Source organism: Amycolatopsis thailandensis, assembly GCF_042723255.1.
Lineage (GTDB): Bacteria > Actinomycetota > Actinomycetes > Mycobacteriales > Pseudonocardiaceae > Amycolatopsis > Amycolatopsis thailandensis.
Window position 1 is genome coordinate 36,764 of sequence record NZ_JBHXJK010000029.1, and the last position, 24,563, is coordinate 61,326.

24 protein-coding genes are annotated in these 24,563 nt (G+C 69.6%); 12 read left to right on the forward strand and 12 right to left on the reverse strand.

All coding sequences use genetic code 11. The features are described from left to right. The first annotated feature begins 103 nt into the window (after positions 1-103). The 3 genes from ACFWMR_RS14280 (at position 104) to ACFWMR_RS14290 (ending at position 2,523) form a co-directional block, all read left to right on the forward strand. Positions 104-1,144 carry an LLM class F420-dependent oxidoreductase gene (locus ACFWMR_RS14280; RefSeq protein ID WP_093936329.1) on the forward strand — a complete coding sequence of 347 codons (1,041 nt, stop codon included), beginning with the start codon at positions 104-106 and terminating at the stop codon, positions 1,142-1,144. A 203-nt stretch (positions 1,145-1,347) separates the two neighbouring features. Next, positions 1,348-2,304, forward strand: a complete 957-nt coding sequence (locus ACFWMR_RS14285) for a Ppx/GppA phosphatase family protein (protein ID WP_378278022.1) — start codon at positions 1,348-1,350, stop codon at positions 2,302-2,304. Between the two features lie 39 nt (positions 2,305-2,343). Next, entirely contained in the window at positions 2,344-2,523 is a 180-nt protein-coding gene (locus ACFWMR_RS14290) for a hypothetical protein (protein WP_093936327.1), read from the forward strand. Between the two features lie 80 nt (positions 2,524-2,603). Here the strand turns inward: ACFWMR_RS14290 and ACFWMR_RS14295 are convergent, their stop codons facing one another. From ACFWMR_RS14295 to ACFWMR_RS14310, 4 genes are all read right to left on the reverse strand, one after another. After that, a complete protein-coding gene (locus ACFWMR_RS14295; protein WP_378378678.1) occupies positions 2,604-4,904 on the reverse strand; it encodes a glycoside hydrolase family 65 protein in 2,301 nt (766 codons plus the stop codon). Positions 4,905-4,960: 56 nt separating this feature from the next. Beyond that, a complete protein-coding gene (locus ACFWMR_RS14300; protein WP_378378647.1) occupies positions 4,961-5,695 on the reverse strand; it encodes an HAD family hydrolase in 735 nt (244 codons plus the stop codon). Positions 5,696-5,784: 89 nt separating this feature from the next. Continuing rightward, on the reverse strand, positions 5,785-6,150 hold the full coding sequence (locus tag ACFWMR_RS14305) for a nuclear transport factor 2 family protein (protein WP_378378648.1): 366 nt from the start codon (positions 6,148-6,150) through the stop codon (positions 5,785-5,787). A 35-nt stretch (positions 6,151-6,185) separates the two neighbouring features. Further along, a complete protein-coding gene (locus ACFWMR_RS14310) occupies positions 6,186-6,668 on the reverse strand; it encodes a MarR family winged helix-turn-helix transcriptional regulator (RefSeq protein ID WP_378378649.1) in 483 nt (160 codons plus the stop codon). On the opposite strand from ACFWMR_RS14310, the gene ACFWMR_RS14315 reads away from it, so the two are divergent. Continuing rightward, the gene (locus ACFWMR_RS14315) at positions 6,667-7,128 is read left to right on the forward strand and encodes a pyridoxamine 5'-phosphate oxidase family protein (protein WP_378378650.1); all 462 of its coding nucleotides are present in this window, start codon (positions 6,667-6,669) and stop codon (positions 7,126-7,128) included. The two genes, ACFWMR_RS14310 and ACFWMR_RS14315, sit on opposite strands and share 2 nt — an antisense overlap. Here the strand turns inward: ACFWMR_RS14315 and ACFWMR_RS14320 are convergent. Both ACFWMR_RS14320 and ACFWMR_RS14325 read right to left on the reverse strand, forming a co-directional pair. Further along, the gene (locus ACFWMR_RS14320; RefSeq protein ID WP_378378651.1) at positions 7,125-8,324 is read right to left on the reverse strand and encodes an ROK family transcriptional regulator; all 1,200 of its coding nucleotides are present in this window, start codon (positions 8,322-8,324) and stop codon (positions 7,125-7,127) included. The genes ACFWMR_RS14315 and ACFWMR_RS14320 overlap by 4 nt on opposite strands. A 218-nt stretch (positions 8,325-8,542) precedes the next feature. Then, complete coding sequence (locus ACFWMR_RS14325; protein ID WP_093936322.1) at positions 8,543-9,271, reverse strand: zf-HC2 domain-containing protein; 729 nt, start codon at positions 9,269-9,271, stop codon at positions 8,543-8,545. Between the two features lie 58 nt (positions 9,272-9,329). On the opposite strand from ACFWMR_RS14325, the gene sigC reads away from it, so the two are divergent. From sigC to ACFWMR_RS14350, 5 genes are all read left to right on the forward strand, one after another. Further along, complete coding sequence (gene sigC / locus ACFWMR_RS14330; protein ID WP_093936321.1) at positions 9,330-9,899, forward strand: RNA polymerase sigma factor SigC; 570 nt, start codon at positions 9,330-9,332, stop codon at positions 9,897-9,899. A 245-nt stretch (positions 9,900-10,144) separates the two neighbouring features. Continuing rightward, a complete protein-coding gene (locus ACFWMR_RS14335; protein ID WP_378378652.1) occupies positions 10,145-12,385 on the forward strand; it encodes a xanthine dehydrogenase family protein molybdopterin-binding subunit in 2,241 nt (746 codons plus the stop codon). A gap of 26 nt (positions 12,386-12,411) precedes the next feature. Continuing rightward, entirely contained in the window at positions 12,412-12,867 is a 456-nt protein-coding gene (locus tag ACFWMR_RS14340; protein ID WP_005155104.1) for a (2Fe-2S)-binding protein, read from the forward strand. A 141-nt stretch (positions 12,868-13,008) separates the two neighbouring features. Further along, positions 13,009-14,250 (forward strand): PucR family transcriptional regulator, encoded by a 1,242-nt coding sequence (locus ACFWMR_RS14345; RefSeq protein WP_378378653.1) that lies wholly within the window; start codon positions 13,009-13,011, stop codon positions 14,248-14,250. Positions 14,251-14,260: 10 nt separating this feature from the next. Further along, positions 14,261-15,073 (forward strand): aldo/keto reductase, encoded by an 813-nt coding sequence (locus tag ACFWMR_RS14350; RefSeq protein WP_378378654.1) that lies wholly within the window; start codon positions 14,261-14,263, stop codon positions 15,071-15,073. Here ACFWMR_RS14350 and ACFWMR_RS14355 read toward each other — a convergent pair. The 6 genes from ACFWMR_RS14355 to ACFWMR_RS14380 all read right to left on the reverse strand — a co-directional run bounded on the left by ACFWMR_RS14355 (position 15,033) and on the right by ACFWMR_RS14380 (position 20,804). Further along, the gene (locus ACFWMR_RS14355; protein WP_378378655.1) at positions 15,033-15,956 is read right to left on the reverse strand and encodes a TIGR03564 family F420-dependent LLM class oxidoreductase; all 924 of its coding nucleotides are present in this window, start codon (positions 15,954-15,956) and stop codon (positions 15,033-15,035) included. The two genes, ACFWMR_RS14350 and ACFWMR_RS14355, sit on opposite strands and share 41 nt — an antisense overlap. Positions 15,957-15,968: 12 nt before the next feature. Beyond that, complete coding sequence (locus ACFWMR_RS14360; protein WP_378378656.1) at positions 15,969-16,643, reverse strand: TetR/AcrR family transcriptional regulator; 675 nt, start codon at positions 16,641-16,643, stop codon at positions 15,969-15,971. Positions 16,644-16,647: 4 nt separating this feature from the next. Then, on the reverse strand, positions 16,648-17,832 hold the full coding sequence (locus ACFWMR_RS14365; RefSeq protein ID WP_378378657.1) for an MFS transporter: 1,185 nt from the start codon (positions 17,830-17,832) through the stop codon (positions 16,648-16,650). Positions 17,833-17,885: 53 nt separating this feature from the next. Beyond that, positions 17,886-18,644, reverse strand: a complete 759-nt coding sequence (locus tag ACFWMR_RS14370; protein ID WP_378378658.1) for a class I SAM-dependent methyltransferase — start codon at positions 18,642-18,644, stop codon at positions 17,886-17,888. A 169-nt stretch (positions 18,645-18,813) separates the two neighbouring features. Further along, on the reverse strand, positions 18,814-19,848 hold the full coding sequence (gene mgrA, locus ACFWMR_RS14375) for an L-glyceraldehyde 3-phosphate reductase (protein ID WP_378277339.1): 1,035 nt from the start codon (positions 19,846-19,848) through the stop codon (positions 18,814-18,816). After that, on the reverse strand, positions 19,845-20,804 hold the full coding sequence (locus tag ACFWMR_RS14380; protein WP_244199815.1) for a helix-turn-helix transcriptional regulator: 960 nt from the start codon (positions 20,802-20,804) through the stop codon (positions 19,845-19,847). The genes mgrA and ACFWMR_RS14380 overlap by 4 nt, the downstream gene beginning before the upstream one ends. 62 nt (positions 20,805-20,866) lie before the next feature. On the opposite strand from ACFWMR_RS14380, the gene ACFWMR_RS14385 reads away from it, so the two are divergent. The 3 genes from ACFWMR_RS14385 to ACFWMR_RS14395 are packed head-to-tail and all read left to right on the forward strand — an operon-like array spanning position 20,867 to position 24,561. Further along, the gene (locus tag ACFWMR_RS14385; RefSeq protein ID WP_378378659.1) at positions 20,867-22,312 is read left to right on the forward strand and encodes an MFS transporter; all 1,446 of its coding nucleotides are present in this window, start codon (positions 20,867-20,869) and stop codon (positions 22,310-22,312) included. Positions 22,313-22,333: 21 nt separating this feature from the next. Further along, the gene (locus ACFWMR_RS14390; RefSeq protein WP_005155088.1) at positions 22,334-23,215 is read left to right on the forward strand and encodes an AAA family ATPase; all 882 of its coding nucleotides are present in this window, start codon (positions 22,334-22,336) and stop codon (positions 23,213-23,215) included. After that, a complete protein-coding gene (locus ACFWMR_RS14395; RefSeq protein ID WP_378378660.1) occupies positions 23,212-24,561 on the forward strand; it encodes a vWA domain-containing protein in 1,350 nt (449 codons plus the stop codon). Before ACFWMR_RS14390 ends, ACFWMR_RS14395 begins: the two co-directional genes overlap by 4 nt. Positions 24,562-24,563 lie beyond the last annotated feature (2 nt).

The window sequence follows — 24,563 nt, forward strand, 5'->3', positions numbered from 1 at the left end:
TGACGACGGCGGGTGCCCGCGGGCACCCGCCGTCTTGCCTTCGCGGGGGTCTCACGCGACACTGTCACTAAGCAACCGCTCAGTAACTTGCTAGGAGACGACGATGAGGATCGGGACCGCGATCAACTACGCCGGCGGGTTCGCCGAGAGCGTGGCGGACATCGTCGAGCTGGAGAAGGCCGGCCTCGACATCGTCTTCGTCCCCGAGGCCTACTCGTTCGACGCGGTCAGCCAGCTCGGGTACGTCGCGGCGAAGACCGAGCGGGTCGAGATCGCCTCCGGCATCTTCCAGATCTACACGCGGACGCCGACGCTGACCGCGATGACCGCCGCCGGACTCGACTTCGTCTCCGACGGCCGGTTCACCCTCGGCATCGGCGCGTCCGGTCCGCAGGTCATCGAGGGTTTCCATGGTGTGAAGTACGACGCGCCGCTCGCCCGCACCCGCGAGATCATCGACATCTGCCGTCAGGTCTGGCGGCGGGAGAAGGTCGTGCACTCCGGCACGCACTACTCGATCCCGTTGCCGCCCGAGCAGGGAACCGGCCTCGGCAAGCCGCTGAAGCTGATCAACCACCCGGTGCGTTCGCGGATCCCGATCCTGCTGGCCTCGATCGGCCCGAAGAACGTGGCGCTCACCGCCGAACTCGCCGAGGGCTGGGAGCCGATCTTCTTCCACCCCGAGAAGGCTTCCGAGGTCTGGGGCGCGTCGCTGGCCGAGGGCAAGGCGAAGCGCGATCCGGAGCTGGGCGAGCTGGACACCTTCGTCGGCACCGCGCTGGCGATCGGTGACGACGTCGAGGGGTTGCTGGACCACCTGCGGGGGATGCTGGCGCTGTACATCGGCGGAATGGGCGCACGCGGCAAGAACTTCTACAACAGCCTTGCCCAGCGCTACGGCTACGAGGCCGAAGCCAAGCTCATCCAGGACCTGTACCTGGACGGGAAGAAGGACGAAGCCGCCGCAGCGGTCCCGAAGGAGCTGATCAGGGCGATCTCGCTGATCGGTCCGGAGGGCTACGTCAAGGAGCGGCTGGCCGCCTTCCGCGAGGCCGGTGCGACCACGCTGGTGGTCAACCCGATGCTGCCGGGCCGGGAAGCCCGCGTCGCGCAGGTTTCGAAGTTGCGCGAACTCGTCGACTAGGCACGCAAGGAGTCCAACCTCTCATCTCTGTATCGATACGGTATACTTGAACTGCGCCGGTGTACCCCCTTCGTGGTCAAAAAACGGCCTCCCGGTGGAAAGGGAACGTAAACCACGCCTGAACGGGCGGAAAATCCGCCATTATCAGGAGTGAAAGCGAGACCTCGGGGGAATACGTTCGCGACGAAGGTGAGGTGCCTCGCGTGCGCAAGCAGATCGGCGAGCCGTCCGCCGCGGTCTTGGACGTCGGGTCGTTCAGTGCACGGCTGGTGGTTCTGGCCAAGGGCGGTTCGCCGCTCGAACCCGTGCTGAGCCACCAGACGCGACTGCGGCTCGACCGGGAACTCGACGATGACGGAAAGCTGACCCGGCGCGGCATCGACGCGGTCTCTTCCGCCGTCGAGGCGGGGATGACCATGGCCGCCAAACACGGCGTCGAGGACGTGTACCCGCTCGCCACCTCGTCGATCCGCGACGCGGCCAACGTGAAGCAGGTCGTCTGCGACGTCGCGAAGTCCACCGGGGTCGAACTTCGGTTCCTCACGGGCCGCCGCGAGGCCGAACTGGCCTATGTCGGCGCGCGCCGGTGGTACGGCGCTTCGGCCGGAGGGCTGCTGGTGCTCGACATCGGCGGCGGGACGGTCGAACTCGCCGCCGGAAAAGCCGAGGAGGCCGGGTTCGCGCATTCGCTGCCGCTCGGTGCCCGCTCGCTGACGCGCGACTGGTTCGCCACCGAGTGCCCGTCACCCAAGGTCGTGCGGGCGATGCGGGAGCACGTGCTCGACGAGGTCCGCGACGCGATGCAGGACGTCCTGCCGCAGATCCGCGACCACCGCGCCGTCGGCTGCTCCAAGGTGCTGCGGCAACTCGCCCGGCTCGCCGGAGACCGGCCGTCCCGGTCACGGGAACTGCACCTGGACGACCTCCGGTCGTGGATCCCGCGGCTGGCGAAACTGCCGGCGAAGAGCCGTGCCGAACTGCCGGGCATCTCGCGGCAGCGTTCGCACCAGGCGCTCGCGGGCGCGATCGTCGCCGAGGCGCTGCTGACGCTTTCCGGCGGCCAGGTCGCCATCTGCCCGTGGTCCACCAGGGACGGTTTGCTGCTCGGCATGCTCGACGGCCTGGTCACGCTGGACGGCAAACCGGCGAAAGCCGCCTGAAAACTGGCGTATCCGGCCGCGAACGGGTACCCCGGACATATGAGGGAAAGCAAGAAGAGCTTCGGGCAGGACGAAGAAGAAGACCTCGACGACCTTCGCGGGATCCAGCCGAAGACCGACGTGCCGAGCGCGCCCAACCGTGACCTCGGCCCGCACGGTACCGAGGAGGTCGACGGCGTCCCGGGCAGCGGGGAAGTGCCGGTCGAACCGCCGGACTGACCTTGCCGCGCGTGTCATGAGGGGTTCCCATGGGACAGATTTCGTCTCATGGGGACCCCTCATGACACTTCGCGGAGCGGTCAGGCGCCCTTCGGCCGCCTCCGCACCGGAGCGCGGCCCTGGGGCTGCACCGGGGCCGGACCCGGATCCACCGCCGGGATCGGCAGCCGCACCGGCTCGGAGTTCACGGTGAAGGTCTCGCCGTGGTGCGCCAGTTCCAGCGGCTCCCCGGTGATCACGTGATACGTCGCGCCCTCGCTGTCGATCTCGACCTGGAACCGGGTGCCGCGGAAGGTCAGCCGGAACGCGATCCGCCGCAGCTGCGGCGGCAGGCGCGGCGCGAAGGTCAGCCGCCCGCCATGGTCGCGCAGCCCGCCGAACCCGGCGACGGTGCCCTGCCACGCGCCCGCCAGCGAGGCCAGGTGCAGGCCGTTGCGGACGTTGTTGTGCACGTCGTGCAGGTCGGTGAGCGCCGCCTCGGCGAGGTAGTCGTAAGCCAGTTCGAGATGCCCGACCTCCGCCGCCACCACGGCCTGAGTGCCCGCCGAGAGCGAGGAATCCCGCACCGTCCGAGCCTCGTAGTAGGCGAAGTCGCGCGCCTTTTCTTCCGGGGTGAAGGAATCCCCGCACAGATGCAGCGCGAGCACCAGGTCCGCCTGCTTCACCACCTGTTTGCGGTACAGGTCGAAGTACGGGAAGTTCAGCAACAGCGGGTAGAAATCCGGGTCCGTGGCCTCGAAATCCCACTCGTCGTGTTCCAGGAACCCTTCGGACTGCGGGTGGACGCCGAGATCCTCGTCGTAGGGCACCAGCATCGCGTCGGCCGCTTTGCGCCACAGCGCGACCTCGTCCTCGCCGACCTCGAACCGCCGGGCCACGTCGTCGTGCTGGCCGACGATTTCGGCCGCGTAGAACAGGTTCCGGCGCGCCATGAGGTTCGTGTAGACGTTGTTGTCCGCTACCGCGGAGTACTCGTCCGGCCCGGTGACCCCGTCGATCCGGAACCGGCCCCGCCGGTCGAAATGGCCCAGTGACAACCACATCCGCGCGGTTTCGAGGAGCAGTTCCGCCCCGCAGGTCCGCATGAACTCGTCGTCGCCGGTGGCGTTGAGATAGCGCACGACGGCGTCGGAGATGTCCGCGCTGACGTGGAACGCCGCCGTGCCCGCCGGCCAGTACGCCGAGCATTCCGCGCCGTTGATGGACCGCCAGGGGAACGCCGCGCCGCGTAGACCCAGCTGGGTCGCCCTTTCCCGCGCCTTGTCCAAAGTGGAGTGACGCCAGCGCAGCGCGTCCCTCGCGGCGTCCGGCATGCTGTAGGTGAGCACGGGCAGGACGAAGGTCTCGGTGTCCCAGAACGCGTGCCCGTCGTAGCCGGGGCCGGTCAATCCCTTGCCCGCCAAGGCCCTCGTCTCGCCGCGGGCTCCGGCCTGCAACAGGTGGAAGAGCGCGAACCGCACCGCCTGCTGGAGTTCCGGATCGCCGTCGATCTCGATGTCCGAGGTCTGCCAGAAGTCGTCGAGGAACTCCTTCTGCTCGGCGAGCAGGCCTTTCCAGCCGGTCTGCCGTGCCCCGGCGAGCGCGGCCTCGACCTGGGCGCGCACGGCGGGCACCGAACGTTGCGCGGACCAGCCGTAGGCGAGGAACTTCGTGATCCGCAGCCGTCCGCCCTTCGGCACGTCGACGGCGATGGTGAGCCGGGCCAGATCCTCCTCGGCCTCGATATGCGTGCGGACACCGTCGGAGACGTCGATCTTGTGGTCCATCGCGGCGGCCATCCGCAACCCGGACTTGCGGGTCTGGTGCACCAGCACCGCGTGGTACTCCTCCGCGTGGTGGTATTCCCCGATCAGCGGCGACTCCAGCGCCGCCGCGACCCGCGGATCGCGGGTGTCGGACTCGACCGGTTCGTTCGCCAGCAGATCCGACTGCACCACCAGCTGGAGTTCGTCGTCGAGCGGTTCGACCTCGTACCGGATCGCGGCGACGGCGCGCTGGGTGAAGGAGACCAGGCGCTCGGTCTTCACCCGGACACGGCGCCCGGTCGGCGAAGACCAGACGGTGTCGCGCGCGAGGGTGCCCTTCCGGAAGTCGAGCACGCGGTCGTGGTCGGTCGCCTGCCCGTACCGCATGTCGAGCGGTTCGTCCTCGACCAGCAGCCGGATGACCTTGCCGTCGGTCACGTTGACGACGGTCTGGCCCTCTTCCGGGTAGCCGTACCCGGTTTCCGCGTAGGGAAGGTCGTGCTGCTCGTAGAAACCGTTGAGATAGGTGCCCGGCAGGCCGCGGGGCTCGGCCTCCTCCAGCGTGCCGCGCAGGCCGATGTGCCCGTTGGACACCGCGAACGCCGATTCGGTGCGCTGCAACGCGTCGACGTCCATGCCGTGCCAGCGCAGCTCCCAGGGCGAGACCTCGTAGCCGCGGAGAAACGATTCGGTCACTTGCGGTCCTCCAGGAGTTCGGCGAGGTCGTCCACCACGACGTCGGCGCCGTGTTCGAGGAGCTCTCCCGCTTGATGCGCGCGGTTCACCCCGACCACGTAACCGAACCCGCCCTCTTTCCCGGCTCGCACCCCCGCGAGCGCGTCTTCGAACACGGCCGCGTTCTCAGGCGCGACGTCGAACGCCTCGGCACCGGCGAGGAACGAATCGGGAGCGGGCTTGCCGCGCAGACCCTTCTCGGAGATCACGATCCCGTCGATCCGCGCCTCGACGAACTTCGTCAGGTCGGCTGCGTCGAGCACCTTCGCGCCGTTGGCCGACGAGGTGACGACACCGATCCGCAGCCCGGCGGCCTTCGCCGCCTCCAGGTACCGCACTGAGCCCGGGTACCGGGTGACGCCCTCGTCGTCGATGATCTTCAGCACCAGCTGGTTCTTGCGGTTCCCGACGCCGTTGACGGTGGCGGCGTCGATGCCGTCGTCCGGCTTCCCCTCGGGCAGTTCGATCCCGCGGGAGGTGAGGAACGTGCGGACGCCGTCGGCCCTCGGCCGCCCGTCGACGTAGGCCGCGTAGTCGGTGTCGGTGAAGGGGGAGAACGAGTCGCCGTCACGGGCGCGCAGGAAGTCGTCGAAAGTGCGCTTCCACGCTTCGCGGTGCTGGGCCGCGGTTCCGGTCAGTACGCCGTCGAGGTCGAAGAGGCAGGCCGTGATGGTGTCGGGCAGACCGATCATGCCTCCGCACGCTACCCCCGCTCGCCGGTGGCCGCTCGGCTTTCGGGGCGCGGACCGGCCGGCCCGCGCCCCTGCCCGATCGCCGAGCCTCAGAACATCCCGTTCGGGTTTTCCGCGGCGGGCGGCACCGGCTGCTTGACGTCCCAGTGCTCGACGATGAGCCCGTCCGCCACCCGGACGATGTCGACGACGGCCGCGCCCGGTTCCTCGCCGGGCCGGACGACGTGCAGGTGCACGACGACGTGGTCTTCGTCGGCGATCACGCGTTTGACGGAGACGTCCGCGCCGGCCATCGGGGAATTCTTCATCGCTTCGACGAAAGCGTCGCGGCCGGACGGGAAGCCGGGGCTGTGGGTGACGAAGTCCGGGTGCACGTTCGTGCTCGCGGCGTCGAAGTCCTTGTGCACGAACATGTTCTCGAAGCAGTCGAGGACGATCTTCTTGGCTGTGGTCATGCGGTCATCGTTCCGCGAGGGCCGGTCGCCGTCGATTACCGCGGAGGTAATACCCGGCGGCCGCGGATCGCTTCCGGTTCGCCGTAGCGGCCGAGAATCCCGGCCAGCAAGGCTTTCGCGTCCGCGACGCGTTCTTCGCCGAATTCGTCGGCGAGCTCCTTTTCCAGCGCGGCCCGGTGTTTCCGTGCCGCCGCGACCGCGTTTTCCGCCTGGTCCGTGAGGTGCAGCAGCCGGGTCCGCGCGTCGGCGGGGTCGGGTTCGCGGCGCAGCAGACCCCGGCCTTCCAGCTCGGCGACGGCCTTCGAAGCCGCCTGCTGAGTCACACTCATCCGTTCGGCGAGCGCGGAGATCGACAGCGGCCCCGCGAGCACGTGCTGGAACACGACGCCGTCGTTGAACCGCAGTTCGCCGAGCCCGTCGGCGGTCAGCCGCCGCTGGACCTCACCGCCCATCGCCCAGCCCGCGAACAGCGAGACGAGTGACAGGTCGAGGTTCGACGGCGTAGGATCCACAACCATGGTTGTGGAATCTAGCACGGTCCCTTCGGAGCTGGTGGCGGAGTTCGTCCGCGTCGCCCACCGTGTGGTCTGGTGCACGCTCGCGACGGTCGACAGACAGGGGAGGCCGAGGTCACGGGTGGTGCATCCGATCTGGGAGACGCGGGACGGCGAGCTCGTCGGGCACCTGTTCACCCGGCCGACACCGCTGAAGAAGGCGCATCTGGCGCGCACGCCGTTCGTTTCGTGCTCGTACTGGGATCCGGCGCACGAGGTCGCCGTGGCCGAATGCGGAGCCGCCTACGCCGACGACGAGGAAACGCGGCGGCACCTGTGGCGGCTGGCGTCGGAAACGCCGGAGCCGCTGGGTTTCGATCCGAAGATCATGGGCGGCGATGATCCGCTGGACCCGGGCGTCACGGTGCTGAGGCTGACTCCGTGGCGGGTCAGCACCGGCGGGAAGGCCTGGCGACGTTCTTAGGCGCCCACCTTCCGTTCGAAGACCAAGCCCTCGGCGGCGCGCAGCCCGACGCTGATCGCGCCGGTCAGCACGCCGTCGTCGCCCAGTTCGCCCTGGACGACCGAAGGGACGAGCGGGGTGAACGAACGCAGGGCGCGGTCGATCGGATCGAGCAGCAGATCGGCCGCGGTGCCGATACCGCCGCCGAGCACGATCAGTTCCGGATCGATCACCGCCGCCACCGAAGCCACGGTGTAGGCGAGCCTGTCCGCCTCCGCTTCGACCGCGCGCATCGCGAGTTCGTCACCGTCGCGGGCGAGCCGGAAGACCTCGCGGGCCGATTTCGCCGTGCCGAGGCCGAGTTCGCGCGCGCCGCGGACGACGGACTGCGCCGCCGTCGCCTCTTCGAGGTGGCCGCGGACCGGCGGGGCGTCTTCGCCCTCGCCCGCCGCGTGCGATTGGCCGTAGGGCAGGTAGCCGATCTCGCCCGCCGCGCCCGTCGCGCCGCGGAAGACCTGGCCGTTGACCATCACGCCCATGCCGACGCCGGTGCCGATGGTGATGCAGCCGAACACGGACGCGCCGCGCGCGGCACCGCGTTCCCACTCGCCGACGGCGGTGAGGTTCGCGTCGTTCTCGACCATCAGATCCGGGCCGAGGACGCCTTCGAGTTCGTCGAGCAGGCCCGCCTTGCCCCAGCCGGGCAGGTTCGGCGCGTGCCGGAAGCAGCGTTTGCCCGGATCCGCGACACCGGGCGAGCCGAGGACGCGCACGACGATGTCGGCCTGGCTCAGCCCCGCTTCGCGTACCGTCGCCGCCGCGAGGGCGCCCACGGCGCTGACGAGAGCGGTGCCCGAACGCGAGGTGTTCCGCTCGTCACGGCGGGCGACGACGGTGTGGCCGAGATCCGAGACGGCGACACGGAGGTGCTCGCGTCCGATGTCGACACCCAGGACGTAACCGGCGGTGGGATCCGCTTCGTAGAGGACGGCGGACCGGCCGGTGCCGGTCGAGGTGTGCCCGGTCGCCCTGGCGAGCCCGGCCGCTTCGAGGGCCAGTAACGCTTGGCTCACCGTGGGTTTGGAAAGACCGGTGTCCTTGGCGACTTGCGGCCGCGTGGCGGGGCCGCTGCGGCGCAGGAGGTCCAGCACGGCGCGCTGATTGATCTTCCGCATCCCGGCGGGGGTGCCGACGGGCGGACTTTCTGCGCCAACCACGAGCTTCGCCTCCTGTCGAACAAGGTGTTCCACCAAAGTTAGCCGGGTCCGGCCCGAAAAGGGCAAGAAGGTTTACATTCGATGGTTCCCGGTGACAGTAAACGTGTCCGGGTCGCAAATCGCGCAGGGCGCGCGCGAAATCCGGTGATTCACCCGGTGTCCGCGCGCGTGCTCCCAGTGACCGGAAATGGTCTAGACCAAGGCGGTGAACTTTCCGGTCAGGCGACGTGACGGCTCGCCGGGCGCCGGAATCCCCTGTGCTGGCGGGGCCGTTCGGGGGCTTCGCCGGTTTCGTGGCTCGCTTCCACGGGGTAGCCGTCCGAGGTGTCCGCCGTCGTCGCCGGGCTGGGGCGGTTGCGAAGCCGGTGCTGTCGGTTCACCACGTACAGCAACAGGAGTCCGGCGACGACCAGGCCGTGGGTGAGCACGCGACCGGCGCTGACCTGTCCCGTGACGAGGTCGCCCGCGGACAGGGCCAGGAGCAGCGCGACGAAACCGGTCAGCGCCGGCAGCTGCCCTGCCGCCGCCTTCGTGCGGACGGCGGCCCAGCCGAGCCCGACGCCGACGGCGAGGTTCCACGCGCTGCTTTCGTGCGAAAGGTGCCCGATCAGTGACTCCGTGCCGTGACCCGCGGTGTGGTCTTCGACGCCCAGCAGCTGGGCGAAGGCGAGGCCGAGCTGCGCGATCGCGACCACGGCGAGGGCGATCCTGGCCGTCCAGCCCTCGCTCGGCGGGGCGGGGGTGCGTTCCAGGATGACGGCGGTGAGGTCCGGGACCGGGGGAGCGGGGCGCAGCAGCATCGTCCGGTGCAGCCGTTCGGCACCGGCGAGCCAGGACCGGCAGGCGGGGCAGCCTGCCACGTGCCGGTCGACCACCTCGGGCGGAGCGGGTTCGGTTTCGCCGTCGAGCCGGGCCGACAGGGCCTCGCGGCAGGTCTCGCACTTCACGTCTCACTTGTCGGGCGCGGGCCTGCCCCGGTTCCCGCGACGCTGCTACGTTTCTCGTATGGCCGGGCCGCGCAACCACGACGACGAGCGGGTGACCGAGCTCGCTCTCGCCGCCGCCCGCGGCGACCGGCGGGCGCTGGAGGACTGGGTGCGCGCCACCCAGGCGGACGTCTGGCGGTTCGTCGCGCACCTCGCCGACGTCGGCGCCGCCGACGATCTCACCCAGGAGACGTACCTGCGCGCGTTCGGCAGCCTGCGCCGGTTCGCCGGCCGGTCCTCTTCGCGGACCTGGCTCCTGTCGATCGCGCGCCGGGTGGTCGTCGACCGCATCCGGGCTGCTTCGGCCCGCCCGAAGCTCGCCGACGTCGACTGGGAGGCCACCGCCGAGCGTCGCGGCGCTCGTCAGGCGGAGGGTGTCGCGGGCTTCGAGGATTTGGTGGAGCTGCGGATGCTGCTCGACGGGCTCGACCCGGAACGGCGCGAGGTCCTCGTCCTCACCCAGGTGCTGGGCCTTTCCTACGCCGAGGCCGCCGAGATCTGCGGCTGCCCGGTCGGCACCGTGCGCTCGCGGATCGCCCGCGCCCGCGAAGACCTGCTCGAAGCGGGCCGGGAGCGCGACTCCATCTGACGCATTTCGTCCTCTGAATGCGGTGGTTCGCGCTGGCAACTACCGCATTCAGAGGACGAAATGCGAAGCGCACTGTGGCGCGTCACACATTTCGGGCCCTTCGCTGTCACCTCGTCACACAGATGGGCTGACCCGACTACTCCGCGTTGACTAGGCCGAATGCCGATGCCTAGCGTGTCGCCATCCAACCCCAGGCCGCGCGAGGGTCCCCGCCTTCACCGCGCGCTCTCGAAGGGATCTTCCCGATGGCCAGCCCCACCACTGGAACCCAGGAGCAGGACCCCGGCGGCCTCGGCCGCCGCCGGTTCCTGACCTTCCTCGTCGCGGCGCCCACCCTCACGATCGCCACGAAGATCGGTATCGACACCGTCGCGCCCGAAGAAGCCGAAGCCGTCATCCCGACCCCGCCCGGACCGGCCGAGATCCTCGACCTCGGCGACGTGCTGACCCTGTCGAACGCCCCCACCGCCGGGCTGCTCGTGCTGGAGGTCCGCGAAGACGGCCGGGTGCGGCTGGAGCTGCCGCGGACCGAGGTCGGCCAGGGCATCACCACCGCGAACGCGATGCTGGTCGCCGAGGAGTTGGACCTGCCGCTCGACCGCGTCGACGTCGTGCTCTCCGACGCCCGCCCGGAACTGCTGTTCAACCAGCTGACCGGCGGCTCCAACACGATGCGCTCGCTCTACACCCCGGTGCGGACCGCGGCCGCCGCCGCCCGCGCCCGCCTGGTCGCCACCGCCGCGCGGCAGTGGGGCGCCAAGGCCGACCGCCTGTCCACAAGGGACGGCGCGGTGATCGCGCCCGACGGCCGCCGGATGGACTACGGCGCGCTGGCCAAGCCCGCCGCCCGCGCCGACCTGGGGAAGCTCACCGCCACCCCGAAGGCCGAGTCCGCGCACAAGCTGGTCGGCACGCCGCAGTCGCGCAAGGACGCCCGCGCGATGGTCACCGGGCAGCTGAAGTACACGCTCGACCTGGACATCCCCGGTGCGAAGCCGGCCATGGTCCGCCGCCCGCCGACGATCAACGGCACGGTCGAGAAGGTCAACAACGAGGCCGCCGTCCGCGCGATGCCGGGCATCCTCGACATCGCCGTCATCAAGACCGGCGTCGCGGTGCTGGCCGAGACCTTCGGCCAGGCGCTCGACGGCAAGAACGCCCTCGACGTCACCTGGAACAGCGGCACCGTCGACGGTGAGAACAACGCGACGATCAAGAAGAAGCTCCAGGCCGCGGCGCTCCCGTTCGTCGTGCCGCCGCTGCTGACCCAGTACGTCGACGGCGAGTTCGACTTCGCCTTCGCCAGCCACGCGCCGCTGGAGACCAACTCGGCGGTCGCCGACGTCCGTGAGGACAGCGCGACCATCTGGTCGGGTATGAAGGTCCCGATCCTCGCGAAGCAGAACATCGCGCAGGAGCTCGGGCTGCCGGCGAACAAGGTCACCGTGCACGTCCAGCAGGCGGGCGGCTCGTTCGGCCGCCGCCTGTTCTCCGACGGCGCGATCGAAGCCGCGCGGATCTCGAAGGCGATGAAGCGGCCGGTGCGGCTGATGTGGAGCCGCATCGACGACATGCGCCACGGCCGCGCCCGCGCCGCGAGCCACCACAAGATCCGCGCCACCTTCGCGCTCGGCCAGGTGCTCACCTTCGAGCACCGCGTCGCCAGCGTCGAGACCGACTGGGGCCACGGGCTCGGCGAGGTCCTGACCGCCTTCGCCGCCGAGCTCCCGGTCGGCGGCAACCTGAGCTTCGCGCAGACGGTGTTCCTGCTGACGGTGAAGTCGCCGTACAACTTCGGTGTCACCACGCAGCTGCTCAACGAGGTCCCGGTGGACTTCCACACCGGCGCCTGGCGGTCGGTGTACTCGTCGAGCACTCGCGGCGCGGAAGAGATCATGGTCGACGAGATCGCCGCGAAGCTCGGCAAGGACCCGGTGGCGTTCCGGCGCGAGTTCATCAAGAACGACCGGCAGCGCGCCGTGCTGGACAAGGTCGCCGAACTCGGCGAGTGGGGCAAGAAGATGCCCAAGGGCTTCGCGCAGGGTGTCGCGGTGCATGGCGAGTACAAGTCGTACACCGCCTGCCTGGTCGAAATGGACGCCCGCGACCCGAAGAACCCGCGCGTCACCAAGGCGACCATCGCCGTCGACGTCGGCAAGCCGGTCAACCCGCGCGGGATCGAGGCGCAGATGCTCGGTGGCCTGACCGACGGCATCTCGACGACGCTGACCGCCGGGCTGCACATCGACAAGGGGCTCCCGCTGGAGGGCAGCTACTCGCAGTTCCACTACGCGCGGCAGAAGAACTCGCCGATGGACGTCAAGGTGCACGTGATGCCGGAGACGGGCGAGATCGGCGGCGCCGGGGAACTCGGCGTGCCCGCGCCGGTCGGCGCGATCGGGAACGCCTACGCGCGGGCCACCGGGATCAAGCCACGCAGCTTCCCGATCAACTTCCCGGTCGACTTCGAACCCTTCCCCCGCTGACTTTCCCTCCCCGCCAAGGAGTTCCGATGCCCAATTACACCTTCACGGTGAACGGGAAGACCGTCACCGTCGACGCGCCCGCCGATCTGCCCATGCTGTGGGCGCTGCGGGACAAGCTCGGCGTCCGCGGCCCGAAGTACGGCTGCGGGATCAACGTCTGCAAGGCCTGCACCAGTCACCTCGACGGCGAGGCGTTCAACCCGTGCGTGACGCCGGTGTCCGACTGCTCGGGCAAGGACGTCACCACCATCGAAGGCCTCGCCGACGGTGAGGATCTGCACCCGGTGCAGGAGGCGTGGCTGGAGCAGGACGTCGCGCAGTGCGGCTATTGTCAGCCGGGGCAGATCATGGCCGCGGTGGCGTTGCTGAAGAAGACGAAGAACCCGACGGACGCCGAGATCGACGCGATCCAGAACGTCTGCCGGTGCGGCACCTACTTCCGGATCCGCGAAGCCATCAAGAGCGCGGCCGCGAAGATGTGAAAACCCCGCCGGTGCGGCGAAAATCCCGATTTTTCGCCGCACCGGCGGCGCCTTTCGGTTTCGACAGGCCACTTCCGGGCAAGTCGTGTTAGATGACGTCCCCAGGGGCTCGACGAGGTGTCCCTGCCCCGGAGGGCGCCCATGCACTATCGAACCGTGCTCCGCGAAGGCTCGGCCGTGCTCGTCGCCGAGCTGGCCGTCGAGGTCGAAAAGCAGCTGCCCGGGGTCATCGAGACCACCGTCGAGCAGATCCGCGCCGAAATGCCGGTGTACCACGACGCGCAGTTCGTCACTCTCGCCGAACTGCGGACGTCGGTGCGGAACAACCTCGAATACGTCATGCGGACGCTGCGCGGCACCGAGGAACCCGACCTCGCGCAGGCGCGGGCGACCGGGCGCGCACGGGCGCTGCAAGGCGCGCCGTTGCCGGAACTCCTGCGGGCGTACCGGATCGGGCTCACCGAGGTGTGGAACCGGTTCGTCGAACTGACCGCTTCGGACGACCATCAGGACCTCCGCGGTCTCGTCGCCGCGACGTCGGCGATCTGGGCGCTGATCGACGACTACGCCGAGGCGCTGACGACGACCTACCGCGACACCACCGCCGAACTCTTGCTGGCGCACCAAAGCAGGCGCTCCGCGTTGATCGAGGCGCTGTTCGCCGGCGGCACGGCCACCGAGGGCACGCTGTGGGACATCGCGCGGGTGCTGGAACTTTCGCTCGACGGGACCTATGTGGTCGTCGCCGCGGAGACCCCGCGCGTCGGGCACGAACCGTTGCCCCAGATCGAAAACCGGCTCCGCGACCGGCATCACGCGTCCGCCTGGCGGCTCACCCCGGACCTCCAGGTCGGCGTCGTGTCCATGCGGGATCCTTCGGCTTCCCAGGTGATCATCGAGCTGCTGCGGGAGAACCAGACCGGCCGGATCGGCGTCAGCCCGGTCTTCACCGGCCTCGGGAACACTTCCCGAGCCCTGCATCTCGCGCGGGTCGCGCTCTCCAGCATGATGCCGGGGACGAAGGGAATGGTGCAGTTCAACGAATCCCCGCTCGCTGGGCTCGTCGCCAGCGCGCCGGAGGCGTCGGTCCAGCTCGCGCACCACGTGCTGCGGCCGATCCTGGACCTGCCCGGCGACGACCGGAACGTGCTGCTGCTGACGTTGCGGGCGTGGTTCGAATGCCAGGGCTCCACGAAACTGACGTCGGAGCGGATGTTCTGTCACCCCAACACGATCCGGCACCGGCTGAAGCGGATCTCCGAGGAACTGGGCCGTTCGCTGACCGACCCGTCCGACATCGCCGAACTCGGCGCCGCTTTGCGCGCGCTCCACATGTTCCCGGACACCTCGCATCTGCCCGCGCCGAGGGATCCGCTGCGCTAGGTTTTCCGTCATGAACGAGTTCGCCATCGGCGGAGACCTGACCGTGCGCCGCCTCGGCTTCGGCGCCATGCACCTGCCCACCGAAGCCGGACCAGCGCGCGAGAACGCGATCGCCGTCGCCCGGCGCGCTGTCGAACTCGGCGTCACGCTGATCGACACCGCGCACCTCTACGGCGGCGGAGCGAACGAGGAACTGCTCGCCGAAGCGCTCCACCCGTACCCGGACGACCTGGTGGTCACCACGAAGGTCGGCGTCGTGCGGACCGGGGACGACTGGAAGTACGACGCACGACCGGAGTCCCTGCGCGTGCAGGTGGACGACGGGCTGAGGCGGCTGCGCGTCGAGCGGATCGAGCTGCTGCAACTGCACCGCATCGACCCGGAAACCCCGCTGGCCGACCAGCTCGGCGCCCTGCGGGGCCTGCGCGACGCCGGCAAGATCGGCCGGATCGGGCTGTCCGAGATCACCGTGGACGAACTCGCGCGGGCTCGGGAGATCGTGGACATCGCGAGCGTGCAGAACCGCTACAGCCTTCTCGACCGCGAGCACGAAGCGGTCCTGGAGGCGTGCGAGGCGGCCGGGATCGCTTTCCTGCCTTGGCGTCCGGTGCTCGGCGCTGCTTCTGGCGCCACCAACGAGATCGCCGCCGTCGCCGCGGAACTCGGGGTGACCACGGCGCAGGTGGGGCTGGCGTGGTTGCTCGCGAGGTCGCCGGTGATCCTGCCGATCCCCGGGACGGCGAAGATCCCGCATCTGGAGGAGAACTTCGCCGCCGTCGAGGTCAAACTGACCGACGAGCACCTGCGGCTGCTGGGGAACTGAACAGTTCCCGGGTGCGCGCCTGCTCTTCGGGCGTGCCCACCGGCATCAGGAGCAGCTCCGTCGCACCGGCGTCTTCGAGTTCGCGGACCCGCGCTCGCACGAACTCCTCGTCGCCCGCGATCACCGTCCCGCCGGGGCCGTCGACCCGGTCGCGAGTGAAGACAGCCTGGTAAGCCGGGATGTTCGCGGCCATGCCGTAGTTCTCGGCGACCCAGTTCCGCGGTCCGTCGGGATCGCCGGTGACGGAGATGAGCTGCCCGCTGACGATCCGCGGCGCCGGGCGTCCGGCGTCGGACGCGGCCTTCTGCAGCGTCGGGACGATGTACTCCGCCAGCGAACGGGCGCCCGCCCAGGTGGACACGACGCCGTCGGAGTAGGTCCCGGTGACCTTCAGTGACAGCGGGCTCAACGCGCCGACGAGGACCGAAGGCGGCTCGGCGCCAGGTGCCTCGATGGTGCCGACGGCGGTCAGGGTTTCGCCGTACACGTCGGCCTTTTCTTTGTGTAGCAAAGGGTTCAGCGCCTGGAGGTACTCGCGCAGGTGCCGGATCGGGCGGTCGAAGGAGTAGCCGTACTGGTCTTCGATGATCGGCCGGTGGCTCAGCCCGACGCCGAGGGAGACGGGGGCGCCGGTGGCCGCTTGCAGCGTCAAAGCCTGTGCCGCCAAGGAGATCGGATGGCGCGGGTAGGTGGGGATCACCGAAGTGCCCAGTGCGAGACCCGGCGCGGCCACGCCCAGCGCGGTCAACGCGGTGAGCGCGTCCCAGCCACCGCGTTGCGCGAGCCAGATCGCGTCGTAGCCCAGCCGCTCGGCTTCTTTCGCTTGCGCGACGACGTCGCCTAAGGGGACACCGATTTCGTCGAGGAGGATTCCGGTCCGCATGCGCGGCTCCCGTCAGTAGGCGCGCCGGAGGTTGGCGCGGTCGATTTCCGCGGTCGCGCGGAAGAGGGCGATGGCGTCCGGTGCCGCCGCGCGCACCTTCGCGGCAGGCGGAGAGGCTGTCGGCTGGAACGCGCGAGCGACGGTGTCGGCCAGCAGTCCGGCCGCGGCTTCGGGATCCGCGGCCGCTGGGGCGAGCAGGAAACCGTGCAGGACGGCTTGATACGCCGTCGCCAGGTCTTCGACCTTCAGATCGGTGCGGATCAGCCCGTGCTCGGCCTGCGACCGCAGATAGTCCAGGAACGCCTCGTGGTGCCGGGGATCCTGGTTGTCGTGGAGCTTCGCCGCGAGCTTGCCCAGCACGCCGGAGTCGGCGAGGTACGGCGCGTGGAGCAGGGGCCTGCGCACGACGTTGAGGAACTGGGTGCGGGTCATGCGGTGCAGCAACGTGAGTTCTGGATCGTCTTCGAACGCCTGTGTCAGGTCTTCGATGGACCGGGCCGCCTCGCGCAGCATCACCGCGAGGAACAGCTGTTCACGGGTCTTCCAGTGCAGGTACAGGGTTCCCTTGCCGACGCCGGCGTGCTCCGCGACGTCCTCCACGGTCACCCGCCGGTAGCCGTGCCGCAGGAGCAGGTCGGCGGCGGCGTCGAGGATGCGTTCGGCGCGTTCCCGCCGGTCTTCGGTCACTGGGCTAGTTTATGACTGATTTTGAAATCTGGTCAAGTGATGTCCGGCGGAGTCTCACCATGGCGATCACGCCCAGCAGTGGCCCGACGGCCAGCGCGGGAGCCGCGGCCCGCCAGCCCACGGCGTCGGCGAGCACCGGCAGGCCCTGGATGGTCAGCGCGCTGAGCAGGAACCCGATCGCGGTCTGCGCGGTGAGCGCGGTGCCGACGTAGCGAGCGTCCGCGGCTTCGCTCAACGCGGCGGAGAACTGGCCGGAGTCGGCGATCGCGGCGAGGCCCCAGACGAACAGCAGCGTGCCCAGCACCGCTGGGTGCGCACCGAAGACGGCCGCCGAAATCAGGCAGCACGTCCCGCTGACGGCCAGCGCCGCGAGCGCGACGTCGATCCGCCCGAACCGGTCCGAGAGCGCGCCGCCGAGCAGACAGCCGATCGCCCCGCCGACGCCGATGACGGTGAACGCGAGCAGGCTCACCGAACGCTGTGACGCGGCCGCCGCGTAGGCGGGGATCCACGTCCAGAACGCGTAGAGCTCCCACATGTGACCGAAGTAGCCGAACGCGATCAGCCGCTGGCGCCGATCGCGCGCCATCGTGAGCAGGTACCGCGGTTCCCACGGCGGCGAACGCCGGGCGGCAGGCCCGACGCGGACGAAGAGCACGGCCAATGTCGCCGCGCCGAGAGCCAGAAGGGCCGCGACGACGAGCACCGTCCGCCACTCCGGGAGGCTCCCGGCCAGCAGATGGGGTGACGCCGAGCCGAGCGCGAGCGCGGCCAGCAAGACACCGAGCGCGAGCCCACGGCTGTTCGGGAACCACGAGACGACGATCTTCATCCCGACCGGATAGACCCCGGCCAGCGCCATCCCGGTGCCGAACCGCAGCAGTACCGCGAGCCAGAACTGGTCGCCGCACAAAGGAAAGAGCAACGTCAACAGGGCACCGGCCGCAGCGCTCGCGGCCAGCAGTCGCTCGGGCCGGAGCCGGTCCGCGAGGTTGGCGACGGCCGAGACCAGCGCGCCCGCCGCGAAGCCGACCTGCACCGACGCGGTGAGCAGCACGGTGCCCTGAGTGGACAGTGCCCATTCGGCGCGCAGGGCGGGGACGACGCTCGAAGCGGAGAACCACAAGCCCATGGCGAGGATCTGGGCGGCGGAGGTGAGCGCCAGCTGGCGCGGTGCGGAGCTGGACACGCCCGCAGGTATCGCACCCGCGAGCGCGTCCGCTCAAGACATCGAGCCGGTGATCACTCGAACGTGTGGCCGGGCTTGACCGCTTCCACGAGCACACGCCGCGAATGCGCGACGAACATCCCGTCGGTCTCGATGATCCGATGGAGTTCCGCGAGCTTGTCGCGATATTTGTCGACTTCGAACCCCGGCACGATCCAGATCACCTTACGGAGGAAGTGGACGATCGCGGCGAGGTCGAAGAACTCCATCCGCAGTTTCGCCGGTTCGAGCCGCTCCACCCGCAGCCCGACGGCCTCCGCTTCGACGCGCAGCACCTCCGGCGTCCAGTCGCCGTAGTCCTGCGGACCGAGGAAGAACTCCTTCAGTTCGCGGACGGTGCCGGCGCCGATCTGTTGCGACAGAAAGGTTCCGCCCGGTCGCAGCACCCGGGCGATCTCCCGCCACGGGTTCTCGATCGGATGGCGGCTGCTCACCAGATCGAAGGATTCGTCCGGGAAGGGCAAAGGCGCGTCGTACTCCGCCTCCACTACCTGGCCACCAAGGGGCGCGAGGGTTTTCCGCGCCACCTCGACGTTCGGCGGCCAGCCTTCGGTGGCGGCGAGGACCGGCGGCGGTTTCGGGATGCCCGCGAGCACCTCACCGCCGCCGGTCTGCAGGTCCAGCCCCGCCGAAGCCGCCGCCATGCGTTCGCCGAGCAGCCGCGAGTAACCCCACGGCGGCCGTTCCTCCGTGGCCCGGCCTTCGAACCACGAGAAGTCCCAGCCTTCGACCGGGACGGCCTCTCCTTCGGCGAGCAGCTCTTCGAACGTCATGTCCGCAGTCTCGGTCCCGCCGCCGGATGGGGCAACGCGATTTCGGGCCGCGACTGGTCGCCGCCGTCCCAAGATCACACCGCAGGGTGGTGAAGGGCCCCTTCGCTACCGTCAGGGTAGGTAAGGAGGCTTTCACGGTCATGCGCTGACCTCAGGCGTCCGCCGGCCCCTATCCGGCGTCGGTCGAACGCTTCCACAGGTTGATGTCGGCCTCGGTGGCGTAACGGTCGATCTCGGCCAGCTCTTCGTTGGTGAAGTGCAGGTTCTTCAGCGCGCCGACGTTGTCCTCCAGCTGGGCGACGCTGCTCGCGCCGATCAGCACCGAGGTCATCCGCGGGTCGCGCAGACCCCACGCCAGGGCGAGCTGCGCCAGCGTCTGGCCGCGCCGCCGGGCGATCTCGTTCAGCGCCCGGATCTTGCCGAGGGTGTTCTCGGTGATCGTGTCCGGGTTGAGCGACTTCCCTTGCGCCGCACGGGAATTGTCGGGGACGCCGTCGAGGTAGCGGCTGGTCAGCAGGCCCTGCGCCAGCGGCGAGAAGGCGATGCAGCCCGCGCCTTCTGTTTCGAGCGTGTCGAGCAGTTTGTCGCCTTCGAGCCAGCGGTTGAACATCGAGTACGACGGCTGGTGAATCAGCAGCGGCGTGCCCAGTTCCCGCAGCAGCCGCGCGGCCTCGGCGGTCTTCTCCGACGAGTACGACGAGATGCCGACGTACAGCGCGCGCCCCGAGCGGACGGCGGTGTCGAGCGCGCCGACCGTCTCTTCGAGCGGCGTCTCGGGGTCGAAGCGGTGCGAGTAGAAGATGTCGACGTAGTCCAGGCCCATCCGGCCGAGCGACTGGTCCAAAGAGGACAGCAGGTATTTGCGCGAACCCCATTCGCCGTACGGGCCCGGCCACATGTCGTAGCCCGCCTTGGTCGAAACGACCAGTTCGTCGCGGTACGGCTTGAAGTCCGAAGCCAGCAGCCTGCCGAAGTTCTCCTCGGCCGAGCCGTAGGGCGGGCCGTAGTTGTTGGCGAGGTCGAAGTGGGTGATGCCCAGGTCGAACGCGCGCCGCGCGATGTCCCGCTGGGTGCCCAGCGGCTTGTCGTTCCCGAAGTTGTGCCACAGGCCCAGCGAGATCGCGGGCAGCTTCAGGCCGCTGCGCCCGGTGCGGCGGTAGGGGATGCTCTCGTATCGGCCCTCGGCCGCGACATAGGTGCTCACGGCCCGATGCTAGCCGCCGTGAACAGAGTGGCGACGGACGCGAGGTGATCTTTGAATGCCGAAGGGCCCTCGACCTCGAAGGGCGCCCCGATGGCGGCGAGGATCAGCACCGGCCAGTCGAAGGTGTCGACGTTCATCTTCAGGCGGCAAGACGTCTCGTCGATCGCTTCGAGCATGCCGCCGACGTACCGCACCGCGGCCTCGACCCGCGCTTTCGGCGCCTCGACCCGGACGACCAGCGTATGTGTGGTCGGCCTGGCCTTGATCTGGGCCTCGACGAATTTGACCGCGTCCCCGCCCGGGACCTCGCGCGGCCGGTAGCGGGCGCCGGTGGTGCGCGGGTCGCTGAGCCTGTCGACGCGGAAGGTGCGCCAGTCCACCCTGTCGAGGTCCCACGCCACCAGATACCAGCGCCGTCCGAGTGAGACGAGCCGATGCGGCTCGACCAGCCGCGCGGACTCCTCGCCACCGCGTGCCGCGTAGTCGAACTTCAGGCGCTCGTCGTCCCGGCACGCCTGCGCGATCACCGTCAGGCTGGCGGCGTTGACCCGGGGGCCGGTGACGGCGGCCGGTGTCGTGTACGCCTGGAGCGCGTCGACGCGTCTGCGCAGCCGGGGCGGCATGACCTGGACGACCTTCGTCAGCGCGCGGACCGACGTCTCCTCGATGCCTTCCACCGAACCGCCCGCCGCCGTCCGCAGGCCGACCGCGATGGCCACGGCCTCCTCGTCGTCCAGCAGCAGCGGCGGCATAACCGTGCCCGACCTCAGCTGGTAGCCACCCGCGACACCGCGGCTCGCGTTGACCGGATAGCCCAGTTCCCTGAGCCGCTCGACGTCGCGTCGCAGCGTCCGCTCGCTCACCTCGAGCTTGTCGCTCAGTTCGATCCCGGTCCAGAAGCGGTGTGTCTGCAGAAGGGACAGCAATCGCAGCATCCGCGCGCTCGTGTTCGCCATGAATCCAGGTTCGCTCCGATTCCGGTCAGAAAGTGGCCGGAATTGACTTTAGCGTTGTTCCCATGACGATGACACTGGACACCACGGGCGCCGTGACCACGGAAGACGCGCCCGTCGAAAAGCCGTACCGCTGGCGCTGGCCCGCCCTGTTCGTGATCCTGACCGGCTCGGTGATGGAACTGCTCGACATGACGGTCACGAGCATCGCCGGACCGGTCATGCGGGCCTCGCTCGGCGGCGGCACGGCGATGATCCAGTGGCTCGGCGTCGCCTACACCCTCGCGATGGTGTCCGGCCTGCTCACCGGCGGACGGCTCGGCGACATCTTCGGCCGCAAGCGCATGTTCCTGATCGGCGCGATCGGCTTCGTCGCCGGTTCGCTGCTCTGCGCGGTCGCGGTCAGCCCGGAGATGATCATCGCCGCGAGGGTGGTGCAGGGCCTGTTCGGCGCCGCGATGGTCCCGCAGGGCCTCGGCATGATGAAGGAGATGTTCGCCGGGAAGGAGCTGCAGTCCGCGTTCGGCATGTTCGGCCCGGTGATGGGGCTCGCCGCGGTCGGCGGCCCGATCCTGGCGGGCTGGCTGGTCGACGCCGACCTGTTCGGCACCGGCTGGCGGATGATCTTCCTGATCAACCTCCCGATCGGCGCGCTGGCCGTGCTCGCCGCGGTGAAGTTCCTTCCCGAGTCCCGGCCCGGCGGTTCGCTCAAACTCGACCTTCCCGGTGCGCTGCTCGCCACGACCGGCGCGCTGCTGATCGTCTTCCCACTGGTCCAGGGCCGTGAGTACGGCTGGCCGCTGTGGACGTTCGCGATGATGGCCGCCGCGGTCGTGGTGTTCGGGCTGTTCGCGTGGTTCGAGAAGCGCAAGAGCCGTCTCGGCGGCGACCCGCTGGTCGAGCCCAGCCTGTTCCGCAAGCGCAGCTTCCTCGCCGGAATGGCGACCGGGACGATCTACTTCGCGGCGTTCTCCGGCTTCGGTCTCGTCTTCACGCTGTACCTGCAGCTCGGGCTCGGTTTCTCGCCGCTCAAAGCCGGGCTGACCGGGGTGCCGATGTCGCTGGGGATGATCGTCGGCATGGGCCTGGTGCAGGTGGTGCGCAAGCACGGCCGCAAGGTGCTGCACACCGGCGCGCTGATCATGGCCGCCGGCGTGGTCGCCCTGCTGTCGCTCCTCGGCCCGGAGGCCGGCCCGTGGCTGCTCGCCCCCGCGCTGGTGGTGGTCGGGATCGGGTCCGGGCTGATCATGGGGCCGTACTTCGAGATCGCGTTGTCCGCGGTGGAACCGTCGGAGGCCGGATCGGCGTCGGGCGCGCTGACCTCGCTCCAGCAGGTCGGCGGCGCGCTGGGGATGGCGCTGCTGGGCACGGTGTTCTTCGACGCCGGGACCGCCGACCCGACCGACGCCGCCCAGCGGACGTTCTGGGTGGTCGCGGTGATGGTGATGCTCACCTTCGCGGTCGGGTTCCTGCTGCCCAAGCGGATCCGCGACGTAGAGTCGGCCGAGTAGGCGATCGAGCTGGGAGGCCGTGTGGCTGGGACCGGGTACTTCACATCTGTCGAAGACGTGACGGCGAAGCTCGCCGACACCGGTTACCTTGCTTCGGCGGCCGTCGCCACCACGGTGTTCCTCGCGGACGCCCTCGGTAAGCCGTTGCTGATCGAGGGCCCCGCGGGGGTCGGCAAGACCGAGCTGGCGAAGGCCGTCGCGCAGGCGAGCGGCTCCCGGCTCGTACGGTTGCAGTGCTACGAAGGCGTCGACGAGTCGCGTGCCCTGTACGAGTGGAACCACGCGAAACAGCTTCTCCGGATCACCGCGGGCAAGGACGAGACGTGGGACGAAGCCCGCAACGACATCTTCGGTGAAGAGTTCCTGCTGGCCCGGCCGCTGCTGACGGCCATCAAGGGCGACGAGCCGACCGTCCTGCTCATCGACGAGACCGACAAGGCCGACGTCGAGATCGAGGGTCTCCTGCTGGAGGTGCTCGGCGACTTCCAGATCACCGTCCCGGAACTCGGCACCATCACCGCCGGGCGCAAGCCGTTCGTGGTGCTGACGTCGAACGCGACGCGGGAACTCTCCGAGGCGCTGCGACGGCGTTGTCTCTTCCTGCACATCGATTTCCCCGACGCCGCACTGGAACAGCGCATCGTGCGGCTCAAGGTCCCGGGTGTCGACGACGCGCTCGCGGCGTCCGTTGTCAAGGTGATCACCGCGCTGCGGGCGATGGAACTGCGGAAGGCGCCGTCGGTCGCCGAGACCATCGACTGGGCCCGGACCCTGCTGGCGCTCGGCGCGGACAGCCTCGGCGAGGACGTCGTTCGCGCGAGCCTCGGCGTCATCCTCAAACATCAGGACGACGTCGTGAAGGCGGACGCGAGGCTGGAACTCGGCAAGGTCCTCGACTCGTGAGCGGCGTGCCGGGCAGGCTCGTCGAATTCGTGGAAGCGTTGCGGGAACACGGGATCCCCTGCGGTCCCAGCGAAACTGTCGACGCTGCCGCGGCACTCGAAGTGCTGGGCCTGGCTTCTCGCGAGCAGATGCGGGAAGGGCTCGCGGCGGCGCTCGTCAGGCGCGGTGGCCAGCGAGCGGTGTTCGACGCGACCTTCGACATCTACTTCCCGCTCGGCGTCGGCGCGCCATCGCAGGATCCCGTCGACGACCTGGCCGCGCTGCGCGACCGGCTCGCCGCCGCGCTCGCCGCGAACGACCAGACGGACCTGACACAACTGGCCGGGCTCGCCGTCGACATGCTGGGGGAGTACGGCGGCACGGCGGGGACCGGCGGCTGGTCGGCGCACCAGACGCTGGAACGGCTCCAGCCGCAGACACTAGTGGTCCGCGTGCTCGAAGCGATCCGCGCGGGCGCTTCGGACGACTTCACCGACAGGCTGGACCGCGACGACGTCCGCCGCCGTGTCGAAGGTTTTCGCGGCCTGGTGCGCACCGAAGCGCGACGGCGGGTGGCGGAAGTCCGTGGCCGGGAAAGGGTTTCGCGGCACGCCGTCCCACCCGCCGCCGACCGCGTCGACTTCCTGCTAGCCAGTCGCGCGCAACTCGCCGAACTCCGCCGGGTCGTGCAGCCCTTGTCACGCAAACTCGCCACCCGCCTGGCCGCCCGGCGACGGCGGCACGCTCGCGGGCAGATCGACCTGCGCCGGACGTTGCGGCGTTCGCTGTCCACCGGCGGCGTCCCGATGCGGCCGTCGTACCGGCGGCACCGGCCGGGAAGGCCGGAAATCGTGCTGCTGTGCGACATGTCGGGGTCCGTGGCCGGGTTCGCGAACTTCACCATGCTGCTGGTGCAGGCCCTGCGGGACCAGTTCGGCAAGGTGCGGGTGTTCGCGTTCATCGACGCCTGCGACGAGATCACCCACCTCGTCGACACCGGCGCGGCCGACCCGGAGGACCTCGGCGCGCGCATCCTCGCAGACGCCGAGCTGACGCGCTGGGACGGGCACAGCGACTACGGGCACGCGCTCGGCGAATTCGCCGAGCGGTACTCGGATGCCGTGGGTCCCAGGACATCCGTGCTCATCCTCGGCGACGCCAGGACCAACGGCGGCGACCCCAACCTGGCCGCGGTGCGCGGGATCGCCGCCGCGGCGAGGCATACGTACTGGCTCAACCCCGAGCGGACCGCGCTCTGGTCCACCGGCGACTCCGAGGCGCACGCCTACGCGGACGTCGTCGAGATGCACGAATGCCGGAACGTGCACCAGCTGACGAAGCTGGTCACCCGGCTTCTGCCCGCCTGAGG